This window comes from Sandarakinorhabdus sp. FBCC-B8862, from assembly GCF_059745315.1.
Map to the genome: position 1 here is coordinate 763,675 of NZ_CM185574.1, position 13,385 is coordinate 777,059.

13 protein-coding genes are annotated in these 13,385 nt (G+C 64.0%); 8 read left to right on the plus strand and 5 right to left on the minus strand.

What is annotated here, in order from left to right; translation table 11 throughout:
* Nucleotides 1–2: 2 nt before the first annotated feature.
* Both AC6BOR_RS03605 and AC6BOR_RS03610 read left to right on the plus strand, forming a co-directional pair.
* A complete protein-coding gene (locus AC6BOR_RS03605; protein ID WP_498059848.1) occupies nucleotides 3–1,325 on the plus strand; it encodes a recombinase family protein in 1,323 nt (440 codons plus the stop codon).
* Nucleotides 1,322–1,588 (plus strand): hypothetical protein, encoded by a 267-nt coding sequence (locus AC6BOR_RS03610; protein WP_498059849.1) that lies wholly within the window; start codon nucleotides 1,322–1,324, stop codon nucleotides 1,586–1,588. Before AC6BOR_RS03605 ends, AC6BOR_RS03610 begins: the two co-directional genes overlap by 4 nt.
* Before the next feature lie 314 nt (nucleotides 1,589–1,902).
* On the opposite strand, the gene AC6BOR_RS03615 is transcribed toward AC6BOR_RS03610, so the two are convergent.
* On the minus strand, nucleotides 1,903–2,373 hold the full coding sequence (locus tag AC6BOR_RS03615) for a PRC-barrel domain-containing protein (RefSeq protein ID WP_498059850.1): 471 nt from the start codon (nucleotides 2,371–2,373) through the stop codon (nucleotides 1,903–1,905).
* Nucleotides 2,374–2,698: 325 nt separating this feature from the next.
* On the opposite strand from AC6BOR_RS03615, the gene AC6BOR_RS03620 reads away from it, so the two are divergent.
* The 3 genes from AC6BOR_RS03620 to AC6BOR_RS03630 all read left to right on the plus strand — a co-directional run bounded on the left by AC6BOR_RS03620 (nucleotide 2,699) and on the right by AC6BOR_RS03630 (nucleotide 5,451).
* The gene (locus AC6BOR_RS03620; RefSeq protein ID WP_498059851.1) at nucleotides 2,699–3,856 is read left to right on the plus strand and encodes an OmpA family protein; all 1,158 of its coding nucleotides are present in this window, start codon (nucleotides 2,699–2,701) and stop codon (nucleotides 3,854–3,856) included.
* Nucleotides 3,857–4,102: 246 nt separating this feature from the next.
* The gene (locus AC6BOR_RS03625) at nucleotides 4,103–4,648 is read left to right on the plus strand and encodes a hypothetical protein (protein ID WP_498059852.1); all 546 of its coding nucleotides are present in this window, start codon (nucleotides 4,103–4,105) and stop codon (nucleotides 4,646–4,648) included.
* Nucleotides 4,645–5,451 (plus strand): sigma-70 family RNA polymerase sigma factor, encoded by an 807-nt coding sequence (locus tag AC6BOR_RS03630; RefSeq protein ID WP_498059853.1) that lies wholly within the window; start codon nucleotides 4,645–4,647, stop codon nucleotides 5,449–5,451. The genes AC6BOR_RS03625 and AC6BOR_RS03630 overlap by 4 nt, the downstream gene beginning before the upstream one ends.
* A gap of 70 nt (nucleotides 5,452–5,521) precedes the next feature.
* Here AC6BOR_RS03630 and AC6BOR_RS03635 read toward each other — a convergent pair whose 3' ends face one another.
* Nucleotides 5,522–5,902, minus strand: coding sequence for a hypothetical protein (locus tag AC6BOR_RS03635; RefSeq protein ID WP_498059854.1), 381 nt, complete (start codon nucleotides 5,900–5,902; stop codon nucleotides 5,522–5,524).
* 215 nt (nucleotides 5,903–6,117) lie between these two features.
* Here AC6BOR_RS03635 and AC6BOR_RS03640 point away from each other — a divergent pair, with 215 nt between their 5' ends.
* Nucleotides 6,118–6,795, plus strand: coding sequence for a PEPxxWA-CTERM sorting domain-containing protein (locus tag AC6BOR_RS03640; protein WP_498059855.1), 678 nt, complete (start codon nucleotides 6,118–6,120; stop codon nucleotides 6,793–6,795).
* A gap of 57 nt (nucleotides 6,796–6,852) precedes the next feature.
* Here AC6BOR_RS03640 and AC6BOR_RS03645 read toward each other — a convergent pair whose 3' ends face one another.
* The 3 genes from AC6BOR_RS03645 to AC6BOR_RS03655 all read right to left on the minus strand — a co-directional run bounded on the left by AC6BOR_RS03645 (nucleotide 6,853) and on the right by AC6BOR_RS03655 (nucleotide 11,605).
* The gene (locus AC6BOR_RS03645; RefSeq protein ID WP_498059856.1) at nucleotides 6,853–10,767 is read right to left on the minus strand and encodes a CheR family methyltransferase; all 3,915 of its coding nucleotides are present in this window, start codon (nucleotides 10,765–10,767) and stop codon (nucleotides 6,853–6,855) included.
* A gap of 219 nt (nucleotides 10,768–10,986) precedes the next feature.
* Nucleotides 10,987–11,145, minus strand: coding sequence for a DUF3309 family protein (locus AC6BOR_RS03650; protein ID WP_498059857.1), 159 nt, complete (start codon nucleotides 11,143–11,145; stop codon nucleotides 10,987–10,989).
* A 58-nt stretch (nucleotides 11,146–11,203) separates the two neighbouring features.
* Entirely contained in the window at nucleotides 11,204–11,605 is a 402-nt protein-coding gene (locus tag AC6BOR_RS03655) for a CsbD family protein (protein WP_498059858.1), read from the minus strand.
* 90 nt (nucleotides 11,606–11,695) lie between these two features.
* Between AC6BOR_RS03655 and AC6BOR_RS03660 the strand changes: the two genes are divergently transcribed.
* Both AC6BOR_RS03660 and AC6BOR_RS03665 read left to right on the plus strand, forming a co-directional pair.
* Complete coding sequence (locus AC6BOR_RS03660) at nucleotides 11,696–12,097, plus strand: glycine zipper 2TM domain-containing protein (protein ID WP_498059859.1); 402 nt, start codon at nucleotides 11,696–11,698, stop codon at nucleotides 12,095–12,097.
* A 74-nt stretch (nucleotides 12,098–12,171) separates the two neighbouring features.
* Complete coding sequence (locus tag AC6BOR_RS03665) at nucleotides 12,172–13,359, plus strand: SH3 domain-containing protein (protein ID WP_498059860.1); 1,188 nt, start codon at nucleotides 12,172–12,174, stop codon at nucleotides 13,357–13,359.
* The last annotated feature ends 26 nt before the right edge of the window (nucleotides 13,360–13,385 follow it).

Below are 13,385 nucleotides of genomic sequence, written 5' to 3' on the forward strand. Positions count from 1 at the left end.
AATTGCGCGAGGGCGATGGCTTGGAGAGCCAGCGCGTGCGCTGCGAGGAATTCGCGCGCTACCGCAATCTGACTGTTGTTGAGATTTTCCGGGATGAAGCGTCGGGCAGCGCCGTCAATCGGCCCGGCATGAAAGCCATGCTGGCGTTCCTGAAAGCCAAGCGTGAGCCGCACATCGTCATCATCGACGATATCTCGCGGCTGGCGCGCGGCATCCAGGCGCACTTCACCCTGCGAGAGAAGATCAAGGATGCTGGCGGCGTCCTGCAATCGCCTTCGATCGAGTTCGGTGAAGACTCGGACTCCAGCCTGATGGAAAACGTCCTTGCCAGCGTGTCACAGCACGCGCGGCAGAAAAACCGTGAGCAAACCAAGAACCGCATGCGGGGTCGGATGCTGAACGGATATTGGACGTTCCATGCCCCCATCGGGTACAAGTTCCAACGCGTTCAAGGGCATGGCAAACTTCTGGTGCGCGATGAGCCCATCGCCTCCATCATCCAGGAAGTTTTCGAAGGCTATGAAGCTGGTCGCTTCGAGGGGCCGGCGGAGATCGTGCGCTATCTCAGCGCCAATCCCGCATGGCCAACGTCCAAGCGGGACAAGCTAACAGTCGAGCGTGTGCTCGAACTGCTGCGGCGCGTTCACTACGCGGGATACCTAAATCACCCTGAGTGGGACATTCATATGCTGCGTGCAAAGCACGAGCCGATTGTGAGCCTGACCACATTCAGCGCGGTGCAAGACAAGCTGAATGGGAAGAACCGCTGCCAGGCGCGCAAGGATATCGCGTTGGACTTCGTCCTTCGCGGCGCGGTCACCTGCCACGATTGCGGCCAACCGTTTCGTGGCTACTGGGCGAAGGGCCGCAGTGGGCGTTACCCCTACTACCTGTGCCAGACGAAGGGCTGCGCGTCCTACGGGAAGTCCATTCGCCGTGATCAGATGGAAGGCGAGTTCGAAACGCTGCTCGCCGGCATGCGCCCTACCCAAGCCATGTACGATCTGGCGATCGAACTTTTCCGCGATTTGTGGGATGCGCGCGTAGCTGCCTCACACAGCGATCGCGCGCAGCTTCACGCTGAGGTCAAACTGCTGGAACAGCAGATTGAGCAGCTGGTCGATCGCATCATGAAGACCGAGTCTCCAGCGGCCATGACCGCCTACGAAAGCAGGCTCGCAGCGCTGGAAACACAGAAGGCGAAAACCGCCGATATGATTGCCAACTGCGGCCGTCCGTTGGTGGATTTCGACACGGCACATAGAACCGCTCTAGAGTTTCTAGAAATCCTTTTAAGACATGGACTTATGGTAGTCTTGAAGTGAAGCGTGCGGTTATTCGGATGACCTTTGCCTCGCGCTTATCGTATCAACGTGGATCGGGGTTTAGAACCGCCGAAACATCAATTCCGTTCAAGTTTATCAAGGACTTGGGCGATGTTGATCTAGAAGATTCCGAAATGGTGCACCAAACAGGACAAAACTGGGCACTGGAATCATTGGGAATTCTGCCTTCCAACTCCTGGCCAAAGTCGGTTTCATGGCTTCCGACCTGCCGCATGACGGATATTTGGCCTTACTCAGACTGACCGCTGTACGGATGCTCTCACTTGATACCACCACTCGCCCTGAAATAGGTACCATTCCATTGGCACGCGTCACGGCGGTTTGCCGTAGCGCCCTAGCGCGAGGAGCTGCTCCCTGTTTCCGGACCGTCTTTCGGGCTGCTTGCCACCCCCTTGGCCGCCAATGCGATGCGCGAAACCGGCAAGGCCGACGTCCGGAGCGCGGCAGCGGCGTCCAACCCTCGCCACAAATGGCAAACGTCACCTGCGCAGATCGACCAAACTCGCATGGCTGCCGGCGTGGCGGCCGCGTGCTTGCGGCCGCCACGGTTTCGGGTTCAGTCGCGGCGATAAACGCCGGGCATCGCCACATGCACAGCTTCGTCGGGACGACCACCGCCGTTTCGCATGGCCTGCTGCTTCGCGCTGTAGAAGCCGTCCAGCTTGCCATAATAGGCGTCGATCGAGGCGGACTGGCGATCATAATCGAAGCCGGCCAGTTCATCGCGGCTGAAGGCCGGGGCAATCTTCAGATTTTCCCGACTGATGTTCACGACATAGCCCTTGCGTTCCGCATCATAGTCCAGGCCGTGCCAGGGCAGTTGGTGATAGCGTTCGCCAATCCCGAGGAACCCGCCGAACGATATCACGGCAAAGCGAACCTGGCCTGAGCGCTTGTCGATCAGCAAGGCTTCGATGCTGCCCAATTTGTCGCCGTTGCGATTGAAGACATCGGTGCCGGTGACATGTTCGCTGCTGATCAGGCCTTCGCCGATATAGCCGGGAGAAATCGTGCTGGGGATCGTCATGGTCGGTTCCTTCATGGTGGAGGGCGCGAGGGAGGGCAGACGACGGCCGCAGGCGCTGCCAGCGCTGCACACTGGCCCTGCGGAGATGTCGTCTGCTGTTCACAACCCGCCCGCTGCCAGCCGGTTCCATCAACAATTTGTGCAACTGATCCGGGCACCGCCCGCATGGCCGTGGCGCATCGCGGAACCAGCGAGCTTGCGGAACGTTTCCCCCACTCTTCTGAAAGGAAAACCACAAGATGCACAACGAAACAGCCTTCGCTGCCGGCGCGGCAATCCCGCCGACCACCGGCCTTCCCCACGCGGCTGCGACGGACGCAGGCAAATGAGCAGCACCAGCACCCGATTGGCTTCTGCCTGCATCGTCGCCCTGGCGCTCTGCGCCAATGCGGCCGTGGCCCGCGACAACCAATGGTACATCGGCCTGCGCGGCGGCATGGTCTTCCCGACCGACGGCCAATTCCGAAGTTATGGCGGAACGCGGCTTGATCTCAACACCACCGAACATGCCGGTTGGGCGGCAGCGGCCCGGTTGGGTTATGATTTCGGGATGCTGCGGACCGAAGTTGATCTTGGTTACCAGCAGAACCGCTTGCGCTCGATCGACCTGCTGTCGGCCACAACGGAATATCTGCCGGGCCGCTATGAAAACCCCACCGGTCGCATCCGCGAATGGACCTTGATGGCCAACGCCCTTCTGGACGTCATCAACAATCAGAACTTCTCGGCATCGGTTGGTGCTGGTGCCGGTGCGGCCCGCATCAATGCGCACAACCTGCGTCTGTCGCCGGGTGATGCGCTGCTGCTGAACGACAGCCGTCTGGTGTTTGCCTGGAACGCGCTGGCCGGTGCGCGTATGGCCTTGGGCCCTGGGGTCGATCTGGCGGTGGACTATCGCTATCTGCATCCCAGCCGCGCGCGCTTTGGCGATGGTGGCAATGCAAGCTTCAGCACGCACAACGCCTCACACACGATCCTGGTGGGCTTCAACTTCAACCTGGGCAGCGGGCGCGCCGCACCGCCGCCGGAACCGCCGCCGGCCCCACCACCGCCGCCAGTTGCGCAGCCTGCACCGCCGCCAGCGCCCGCAATGGAGCCGTTGCCGTCGCCTGTGCCGATGCAACAGCCGGTTGCCATGCCTGCCCAGCCGCCATTGCTGCTGTTCTTCGATTTCGACCAATCGGTGGTGACGACCGAAGGGCGGCTGGTGGTGGCCGAGGCCGCACAACTCGCCCGCCGCACCGGCAGTGCCACGCTGAGCGTCGACGGGCATGCCGATCGCGCTGGCAGCCAGGGCTATAATCAGGCCCTTGGCGAACGCCGGGCCCAGGCCGTTCAGCAGATGCTGGAATCCATGGGTGTCGAGCGGTCGCGCATCAGCATCCGCTCCGAAGGCGAAGATGCGCCCCGCGTGGACACTGTGGATGGTCAGCGCGAGCCGCAGAACCGCCGCGTCGAAATCATCATCCAGCCGGGCCAGTAAGCATCATCAAGCCGCTGCGTTGGCGCGTGTATTGGCACCGCAGCCGCTGGCGGGACCCCAGATCAGGGTTCCCGCCAGCGGTCCTTCCACCGTGCGCAATTCTACCTGCCTCGGCTTTTGCACCATGGGTAAATGCCGGGAATGGCCACCGGTCACCCCGGCTGCCACTGTTCCTCGCACTGGCAACCCGGTCTCTCGGGTCCAGCGGCGCCCTTGGCGTCCCCGTGCGAAAGGACCCCCGTTCCGATGCCCATCGCCTGCCGGCTTGCCATCCAGATGCCCGACCTGCGCCGTTATGCCCATGCCGTAAGCGGTTCCCAACCGCGTGGAGACGCGTTGGTGGCGCGCGCGCTTGAAACCATCATTGCCGATTCCGGCCTGTTGCCCGCGGGCGAGCCGATGCGCCTGGCCCTGTTCAAGGCGTTTCAGCGTGTGCTGGCAGCCGCGCCAGCGGGCGCCATGATGGGCGCGGCGGCGGATGGCGATGGGCCGGCTGCCATGCTGGGTGCCCAGTTGGCGATGATCGCGCCGCTGGCCCGGCAGGCGCTGCTGCTCACCGCCATGGAGGGTTTTGGCGAGCCGGAGGTCGCCTATCTGATCGACAGGCGCCGGCTGGACGTGCGCGCCCTGATCGACGAGGCGCTGGCCGACATCGCCCACCATTCGGTCCACAAGGCGCCAGTTCCTGAATATGCGGGCCCTTGCACGCTCCAAGCGGAGGATCCCGTGAACGATGGGGTCAATGCTGCAGCGCTGCAGAGCTGGCTCAACGAAGGTGGGGCTTCGGCATGATGCGAACTCCCAGCACTCGAACGCCGCAGCGCGCGGACGCATCGGCGCTGCGTGATATCGGTGTCCTGCTGCGAACGGCTTTTGCTGATGTTACGGCCGCGCCGCTGCCCCCTCAGCTCCGCAGCCTGCTTGACCGGCTTGGCGATGATGACGCCGGCACGGCGGCAGCCCCAGCCCCGCCGACAGGCGATGATGGACATGACGATGCCGGCTTCAAGGCGGCGTTGGCTGCGGCCATGCCCCACTTGCGCGCCTATGGCCGCTCCCTGTCAGGCAGTGCCGATCTTGCCGACGATCTCGTGCAGGAAACCATGGTCAAGGCCTGGGCCGCGCGGCAGCGGTTCGTGGCTGGCAGCAGTCTGCAGGCCTGGACGCACGTCATCCTGCGCAATGTCCATTTTTCCAACATGCGCCGGGAACGCTTCCGGGCACCTTGGGATGCACCCGCGGCCGAGCGCCTGCTGTCGGTACGGCCAGGGCAGGAACATCATGTGGCCTTGTGCGATGTGCAGCGGGCGCTGCTGCAGTTGCCGCCGGTGCAGCGCGAGGCGTTGATCCTGGTTGGGGTCAGCGGCCTCAGTTGCGAAGCCGTGGCCGCAATCAGCCAGTGCGCAGTTGGCACGGTCAAGAGCCGCGTGGCACGCGGCCGCGCGGCGCTGCTGGCATTGCTCGATGGGGGTCAGCTCGCGGTGCCGCGCGCCGAGGTGCCGGCCAACGCGTTGCCGGCCTTTGATCAGATCATGAACATGGCCCAAACGCTGCCAGTCACGCTTTCGGTCACACGTTCGGTCATGGGGCCCTGACCGCACGCAAGGGACACCGGAACCGTCCAGTCCGATGCCCCTTGCAGCCGCCTGCGGCGGATCCGATCGGTTACTTGGGATCGGGTTTGGTGGTTGTTGTCATCCTGTCTGTCTTGGTGGTTGCACCAGAGGTGCCGGCCTCGACCGCATCGGCCTGGCGCTCGCCGCGCGCACGAACGGCGTCGGCCTTGCTGCGCATGGCGTCTGCGCTTGATTCCGCCTGCGTCGCGGTGGCGTCGCCCGACGCCTTGCCCTGGTCTTCGACGCCCGCAGCCTGCTGATCGATGCTGGCGCCTGCTGCCTCGCTGGTGTCGCGGATGGCATCGGCCTGGGCATCCTTGGTCGATTTCTCGCAGGCCGCCAGCGAAGCGGCGCAAGCAAGAACGAGCAACAGCGTTGATGATCGTGATGTCATGATGGGCTTACTCCTGTTTCTGGTCCCGTCGTGCACAACGCCAGGACGGCGCGGCGGTTCCCGGTGCCGGGAACAAAAAGACTGCGGGGGCTGGAAGGCATTTCCGGCCAGGGCAATTTGGGCATTTTCCGCAAGATGGCCGGGCGGTTGCAGCGTAGATTCCGGCGCTGCCGAGGCGCCCTGCACGGGGCCATGGTCGAGCTTCCGGTTCGGCCTATTCCGGCCCGATCCGCAACAAAGGGGCTTCCATCATGAAGACCATCTCCCGATTGGCAGGCACGGCTCTGGGCTGCCTGCTCCTGGCATCACCGGCCATGGCTGTCGACATCATGTCGAAGACCTTCGCCCAATATACGCAGCAATCGAGCAACAAGATCGCGCACTATGGTGCGACTGGCTCCGGCAACACCCTCACCATCGCGGAAGCCCCGGCATTTCTGGTGGTCACCGATTACGGGCCGACAGGCGTGTACAGTTCGACCATGACCATGAACGCCAGCAGCGCCGCGCCGATCACCAGTTTCGGCCCGCAGTATGAGCAGGATGGCTGGAACGGGACGATGACGTTCACCAACGGGATCAACCAGCTGTCCGTCGCTTTTGCCAACGCCATCTTCAGCTATGATGGCAGCGGCGGTTCGGCCAGCCTGATCTCCACCGATCCGACCCACATGATCAGTTACAGCTCTGATCTGATGAGCCTGCCCCTGTTCAATTTCCGCAACTTCTCGTTGGCGTTCACGGGCATCACCCCGCCGTTCAACGTTGCTGGCAATGGCTATGGCTCTGCGTTCAGCGCCAACACCGCCGGCTCTTTTGCCGGTTCGGCCGTTCCAGAGCCGGCGATCTGGGCGACCCTGCTGATGGGTTTTGGCGCCATTGGCGTGGTCGCGCGGCGCCGCACGGCACTGGCTACCGTGGCCTCCTGAACGATCCGCCTTCAGGCGTTTCCCCGCGGGGAGTGATCGCCGGTTCTGGTTCCGCCATCAACGCTTGGCGCCACCGGGATCGGCGATCATCACGAGTCTGGCCAGTTCCGGCAATGATTTGCAGCCGGTGCGGTGCATGACCTCGGCCCGGTGATGTTCCACGGTGCGCTGGCTCAGCTTGAGATCGGCGGCGATGTTCTTGCTGGGGTGCCCCTGCAGGACCCGTTCCATCACGTCGCGCTGGCGCGGCGTCAGCGTGGCGAGCCGGGCCGCAGCAGCCGCGGCAGCGGCGGCAGCCGGCCCGGCGACGGCCCGCTCGCTGCCATTTGCCATCGCAGCACGGATCGCGGTGATGATGGCCTCGCCATGCGCCGGCTTCTCGATGAAATCCAGCGCACCTGCCCGCATTGCCGCCACCGCCATGCCAACATCGCCCTGGCCGGTGATCATGATGCTCGGCGGCAAGCTTGCCGCCTTGTGCAGGCTATCCAGCAGCGCAAGCCCGCTTTCGCCGGGCAGGCAGGCATCGATCAGCAAACAACAATCGCTGTCGCCATCCCATTCAGCCCGGAAGGCCTCGGCCGAGGGGTGGAGCCGGACGGCATGGCCGGCTCCGGTGAGCAGCACGCCCAATTGCTGCAGCACGTCGGCATCATCATCGATCACATGGACGCAACCGCCGCCTGGTGGCGCCGCATTTTGCCCATCCAGTGCCCGCGCAATCGCGGCCTCAAGGTCAACAGCGCGCACCGGTTTGGAGAGGCGCATGACATCATTGGCGGCAAAACGCGCGAGGGCATCGACCGAAATGTCGCCAGTCAACATGATCACCGGCACCTTCCGGCCATGGGACAATTGCACCGACCGTCGCAGCGCCCGCGCCAGTTCGAGGCCATCGCGGCCACCTGCCAGGCGGAAATCGGAAATGATCACGTCGGGCGTATGATGTGCCAGCGCGGCCATTGCCTCGCCTTCATCGCGTGCAGCTGCCACGTCGTGGCCGGCATTCTGCAGCAGATCCTGAAGCAGTTCCCGCACCTGGGCATCATCGTCGACGATGAGGATGCGGGTGCCGTGATCTGGCGGCAGCATCGTCGGCGCAGGCAACACCGCGCCTGTCGGATCATGGGCTTCGTCAACGGCAACGTCGCGCTTTGCCAACGGCACGGTAATGCTGAACACCGAACCATGGCCGGGCCCGTCGCCATGCCGGGACCGCACATCCACCGCATGACCCAGCATCTCGCCCAGGCCGCGCACGATCGACAGGCCCAGGCCCAGACCGCGCCCGCGATCCACCGTGGCCGGGCCCAACTGGCTATAGGGTTCAAAAATTGACTGCCGTGCATCGGCCGGAATGCCGATGCCGCTGTCCCATACTTCGATCCTGACCGTTTCGCCCCGCCTTCGCGCGCCGATCAAAACGCCGCCCTTGACCGTGTATTTGAGGGCGTTGGCCACCAGATTGCGCAGCATGCCGGCCAGCAATTGGCGGTCCGACACGACATGGCAGCTTGAGCGCACGCGGCGCAGCGTCAGCTTGCTGGCGGCGGCCTGCAACGCCAGTCCCTCCACAATTTCGGCGAGCAGCGCATCCAGCGCAAAGCTGCCGGCCGCGATGTCAACCGCATCGGCCTCGATCCGGTTGATGTCGAGCAGGCCATCAAGCATCGCCGCCATCGATTCCAGTGTCTGTGCCTGGCGGCCAATCAACTGCCTTATGTCTGGATCAGCCACCTTTCGGTCCAGCAGTTCCTGCACCAGCACCAGCGATTGCAACGGCTGGCGCAGATCATGGCTGGCAGCCGCCAGAAAGCGCGATTTTGCCAGATTGGCCGCCTCCGCCGATTTGCGGGCGTCCTGCATGACATGTTCGGCCTGCTTGCGATCCGTCACGTCGGTGTAGGTGATGATCACCCCTTCGGCATGGTTGTCGTGAGCCCGATAGGGCAGCACGCGGCGACTGAAGCAGGTGCCCGCGGCGGTGGCGATCTCGCGTTCGGCCGGCTGTTGACCCGCCTGAACGGCCGCAATGTCGCCTGACAGCGACGGATCCGGAACCAATGGCGCCAGATCGCCAAACGGCCGGCCAATGTCGCTCGCCAACATGTTGAACAGCGCGCGCGTGGCCGGTGTGAAGAAGCGGATATGGTTGCCAAGGTCCAGAAAGATGGTGGCAATATCGGTGCTGTTCAGGATGTTCTGCAGATCGTCCGCGGTGGTTCGCTGGCGGTCGATGGTTTCCTGCAACTGGCCGTTCAGCGCGACCAGTTCCTCGTTCAGCGATTGCAACTCCTCCTGGCTGGTGATCAGTTCCTCGTTCGCGCTCTGATATTCCTGATTGCGCGACATGGTGTCGGCATGGATGGCCAACTGTTCGGCATCGATGCTGTCAGGGTGGCGATCGGCCCGTGCCAGTTCCGCGCGGATGCTGGCCAGTTCGGCTTCAAGGGCCTGAAGCCGGGCGGAAGGCATGCTGGGCATGGGCCAGGGCGGCACCCGTGCCGCCCGGCCTTCCACCGACCAGATCTGGCCGCTTTCTGCCGGGATTGCCGGCACCGGCTTGCGGCTGGCGTTGCGCTGATAAAGATGGGCCGAGCGGGAAACGAGGGAAAACGCCGGCGCACTGCCATCGCCGTCCATCACCGCTTCCGCCTTGCCCAGCAGCAGCAGGCCGCCAGGGCGCAGGGCGAAATGGAACAGGCCAATCGCCCGGGCCTGGGCCGGCGGCTGCAAGTAGATGAGGAGGTTGCGGCAGGCAATCAGGTCGATCCGCGAAAAGGGCGGATCGGTAAGCAGATCATGCACCGCAAACACCACGCAGGCCTGCAACGTGGAGCCCACCTGCCAACCGTCCTCGGCCGGGATGAACCAGCGCTGCAGCCGCTCGCGCGAGACATCGCGATCAATGCTGGCCGGATACAGGCCGTGCCGCGCCGCCGAGATCGCATCGGGATCGAGATCGGTGGCGAAGATCTGCAGCTTGAGCTCGGGCCGGACACGGGCCATCTCTTCAAGGAAGAGCATGGCCAGCGACCAGGCTTCCTCGCCGCTGCTGCAACCCGCGCTCCACACCCGGATCGGACGGTTCCCGTCATGGTTGCGCACCATGTCCGGAATGATCTTGGCGGCCAGCGCATCAAACACATCGGTATCGCGGAAGAAGTTGGTGACGTTGATCAGCAGGTCGTTGGCAAGTGCCTGCAATTCCTCGTCGTCGGATTCCAGCCGGCCCACATAATCCGCCAGCGCCAAAGCGCCGGTTCCACCCGGCTGGCCGGCCATGCGGGCACGCCGTTCGATACGGCGCTCCATGGTGCCCGTCTTGTATCCGCTGAAATCATGGCCGCCCTTGCGCAGCCGTTCCAGCACGGGGGCCAGCCAGTTTCTGGTGGTCATCGCCGCCACGGGCAGCGGCAGCCGGTTGCGGCGATCAATGATGGCGGCGCCCATGGCCGCCACCGGCAGGATGGCGTCAACGCAACCGGTGGCGATCGCGGCCGCCGGCATGCTGTCATATCCAGCGTCCAACGGATCCTGGGCGATCACGTAACCCCCGGCCCGGTGGATGGCGCGCACACCCTTGCTGCCATCGGCGCCATTGCCCGACAGCAGCACCGCAACAACTCTGAAGTCTGTCTCGGCCGCAAGCGATTGCAGCAGAAAATCAACCGGCAGCCGCAATCCACGGGCATGGGTGGCGGGCGACAGGCGCAACACACCGCCTGTCACGGCAATGCGCCCACCGGCTGGAATGACATGCAGCCGATCGGGCTGCAGCGCCATGCCGTCGGTCACTTCGGTCACCGGAAACGGCGTGTCCGCAGCCAGCAGATCGGCCAGCATCGAAGGATGATCCGGATCAAGATGCTGGACCAGGATATAAGCGATGCCGCTCTTGGCTGGCAGGCTGGCGATCAGGCCCCGCACCGCTTCCAATGCGCCAGCCGAACCGCCGATCGCCACCACCATCGGGCGCGACGACGGGGCGCCATTGTCATGCCGCGATGCCGTATGGAGGTCAGGCAGCCTGTCTGTCAGCTGGTGTTGCCCTTTTCGTCGGCGTTGCCGATCAGTGCACCCTAAGGCCTGCAATCCGGCCGGACCGCAATCGGTGTTTGTCCTGAAGGAAAAATCCTTGGCGCCTGCCTTGATCGCCAAGGTTGCAATCGTAAACTGCCCTGCGGTCCTTTACAAGCGACCGGTCATAACCAGCACGACCAGCACGATCAGCAGGATGCCAATGCCGCCGCTGGGGAAATACCCCCAGTTTGCGCTGTGCCGCCAGGTTGGCAAGGCGCCAACCAGCAGCAGAAGAAGAATGATGAGCAAGATGGTGCCGGTGGACATGATGCAATTTCCCGCTGAAGGGTGAAACTGGCCGGGCTGATCAGCCCGGCCAATCCCGTCACGGCTTGGTCACAGGCCGCACGTCGTCCTTGGTCTTGCCATCAGCGCTCTGGGCCTTGCCCTCGGCCTTCTGGTTCTTGCCATCGCTGGCCATCTTCTTGTCGCCAGCCATATTGCCGGCCGTTTCCTTCACGCTGCCGGCCATCTGGTTGCCAGCTCCGCTGATGCGGTCCTTGTCGATTGTCATTGCGATGTCCTTTTGCGCCGGAATGGCGCGGTACTGCCCCGGCACCAGGTCCATGAAAGGCACCCGTTGGGAGCTGCCGGGGCAGTGACATTCGCTTAGCCGGAGCCAGTCGCCACCGGGAGAATCGGCTTCTACCCAAACGCCGGTTCGCCGCCGGCGTGTCGACGTGGGGTAGATTCCGGCTCTGCCTGCGATGCGCACGGCGCGCGACATTCTCCTCACACCGGCACCCTGCCGGAAACATGATTGTCGCCGGTAGGGGCCTTGGCACGGCGCCAAGGCGGGCAACCCTGGGAGGAACATATGCGGATTGCAATTCTCGCCGTGGCCACTGCGATGCTGGTCTCTGGCTGTGTATCGGATGATTCCGATTATCGCCCGGAAACGGCGTGGCGCGGTTATGACTATAATCGTCCCGATCCCCGATATGGCAGTTATGATCCCGGCCGCTATTACCGCGAAACGCCGCATCAGCGCGAGATGCGCCTTGGTCAGAATGACCGCGTCTATCGCGGCCAGGACGGGCGCTATTACTGCCGCCGTTCCGATGGCACCACCGGTCTGATCGTTGGCGCCCTTGCTGGCGGCGTGCTGGGCGATGCCATCGCGCCGGGCGGTTCACGGCCGCTGGGCGCCATCCTTGGCGCCGTCGCTGGCGGTGCCGCCGGCCGCCAGATTGATCGACGGAATATCCGCTGCCGCTGAACGCGCAGCGGTCGGCCGGCCCCGGTCTTGCGACCACCGGGGTCGGCCCACCCATGACAAGCAGGAGACCCCCCATGAAACGCACACGCTTGTTGACGGCCGGCCTCATCGCCGCCCTGACGCCCGTTCTCACTGCCATGCTGGCCACGCCGGCAACCGCCCAGTCCCGCGACCATGACGAGGGGCGTGATCACAACGCCGGCCCGCCGGCCCGCGCCGGACGCGACACGATGCTGCGTGCTGGCCCCATGGGCAGCTACCCGGGGTTGCGGCGCATCCAGCAGGGTGAACCGGTGCAGCTTTATGGCTGTCTAAACGACCGCAGCTGGTGTGATGTCCGCTATGGCAATGAACGCGGCTGGATTGCAGCGCCCGATCTCTATGCCGAATATGATGGCCGGCAAGACAGCGTCGTGAACCTGTGGGGCAATCTGAACCCGGGCGGCGCCACTTTCACCATCGGCGATTATTGGGACGATCATTATCGCCAGCAGCCATTCTATGACGATCGCAGCCGCTGGGAGGCGCAATATTTCGACAATTACCAGGACAGTTGGGGCCCGCGGCCAGGCACCCGGCGCTGGTCTGGCGGCGATGGCGTCCAGCTTGCCGTGATGCTGCGCCGTTCCTGGCTGTTTGCCGGGCCTGACTGGCGGTACCCGCGCGCCGGAATTCTCTATCCGCAAGCCACTGTCACCATCACCGGCTGTCTGCGCGACTGGAGCTGGTGCGATGTCGCCTATCGCGGCAACCGCGGCTGGGTGCCCGCCAGCCACATGGCCGGCACCTGGCAGGGCCGCCGCCAGAGCATCAACCTGATCGCACCCCTGCTTGGGATCGGCATCAGGCCATTCCTGTTCCAGACCTATTGGAACGACCATTATCGTGGCCAGCCCTTCTATCGCCAACGCGGGCACTGGGAAGGCCAGTATCGGCAGAACTATCGTCAGGTTTGGGGCCCCGGCCCAAGGGCGACGCCGAACCAGGCCTGGCAGGCGCCGCGCCAGGATAAGCCCGGCATGCAACCCCGCGTTGATGAACGGGCCTATCCCGATGATGTGGCCCCCGACCCCATCCGCCGCCGCGGTGAACCGCAGGCCCGGGCAAACCAGAAGGCCCACATGCGCGGCCAATGGCAGGGCCAGGAACAGGCACGTGAACAGGGCCGTGCCCAGGAGCAGGTGCAGCGGGACCATCCACAACCACAAAAGGTGCCGGGTGGGCCCGAATACAAGAAGCCCGATCCCATCGGTGTCCATTGATGAGTCCGATGGTGATCAATCGGGGA

Bases quoted from the DNA above. Each gene is read 5' to 3' on its own strand.
- AC6BOR_RS03615 (WP_498059850.1), bottom strand. From the start codon at position 2,373: ATGACGATCCCCAGCACGATTTCTCCCGGCTATATCGGCGAAGGCCTG.
- AC6BOR_RS03620 (WP_498059851.1), top strand. From the start codon at position 2,699: ATGAGCAGCACCAGCACCCGATTGGCTTCTGCCTGCATCGTCGCCCTG.
- AC6BOR_RS03625 (WP_498059852.1), top strand. From the start codon at position 4,103: ATGCCCATCGCCTGCCGGCTTGCCATCCAGATGCCCGACCTGCGCCGT.
- AC6BOR_RS03630 (WP_498059853.1), top strand. From the start codon at position 4,645: ATGATGCGAACTCCCAGCACTCGAACGCCGCAGCGCGCGGACGCATCG.
- AC6BOR_RS03640 (WP_498059855.1), top strand. From the start codon at position 6,118: ATGAAGACCATCTCCCGATTGGCAGGCACGGCTCTGGGCTGCCTGCTC.
- AC6BOR_RS03645 (WP_498059856.1), bottom strand. From the start codon at position 10,767: ATGGTGGTGGCGATCGGCGGTTCGGCTGGCGCATTGGAAGCGGTGCGG.
- AC6BOR_RS03650 (WP_498059857.1), bottom strand. From the start codon at position 11,145: ATGTCCACCGGCACCATCTTGCTCATCATTCTTCTTCTGCTGCTGGTT.
- AC6BOR_RS03655 (WP_498059858.1), bottom strand. From the start codon at position 11,605: ATGTCGCGCGCCGTGCGCATCGCAGGCAGAGCCGGAATCTACCCCACG.
- AC6BOR_RS03660 (WP_498059859.1), top strand. From the start codon at position 11,696: ATGCGGATTGCAATTCTCGCCGTGGCCACTGCGATGCTGGTCTCTGGC.
- AC6BOR_RS03665 (WP_498059860.1), top strand. From the start codon at position 12,172: ATGAAACGCACACGCTTGTTGACGGCCGGCCTCATCGCCGCCCTGACG.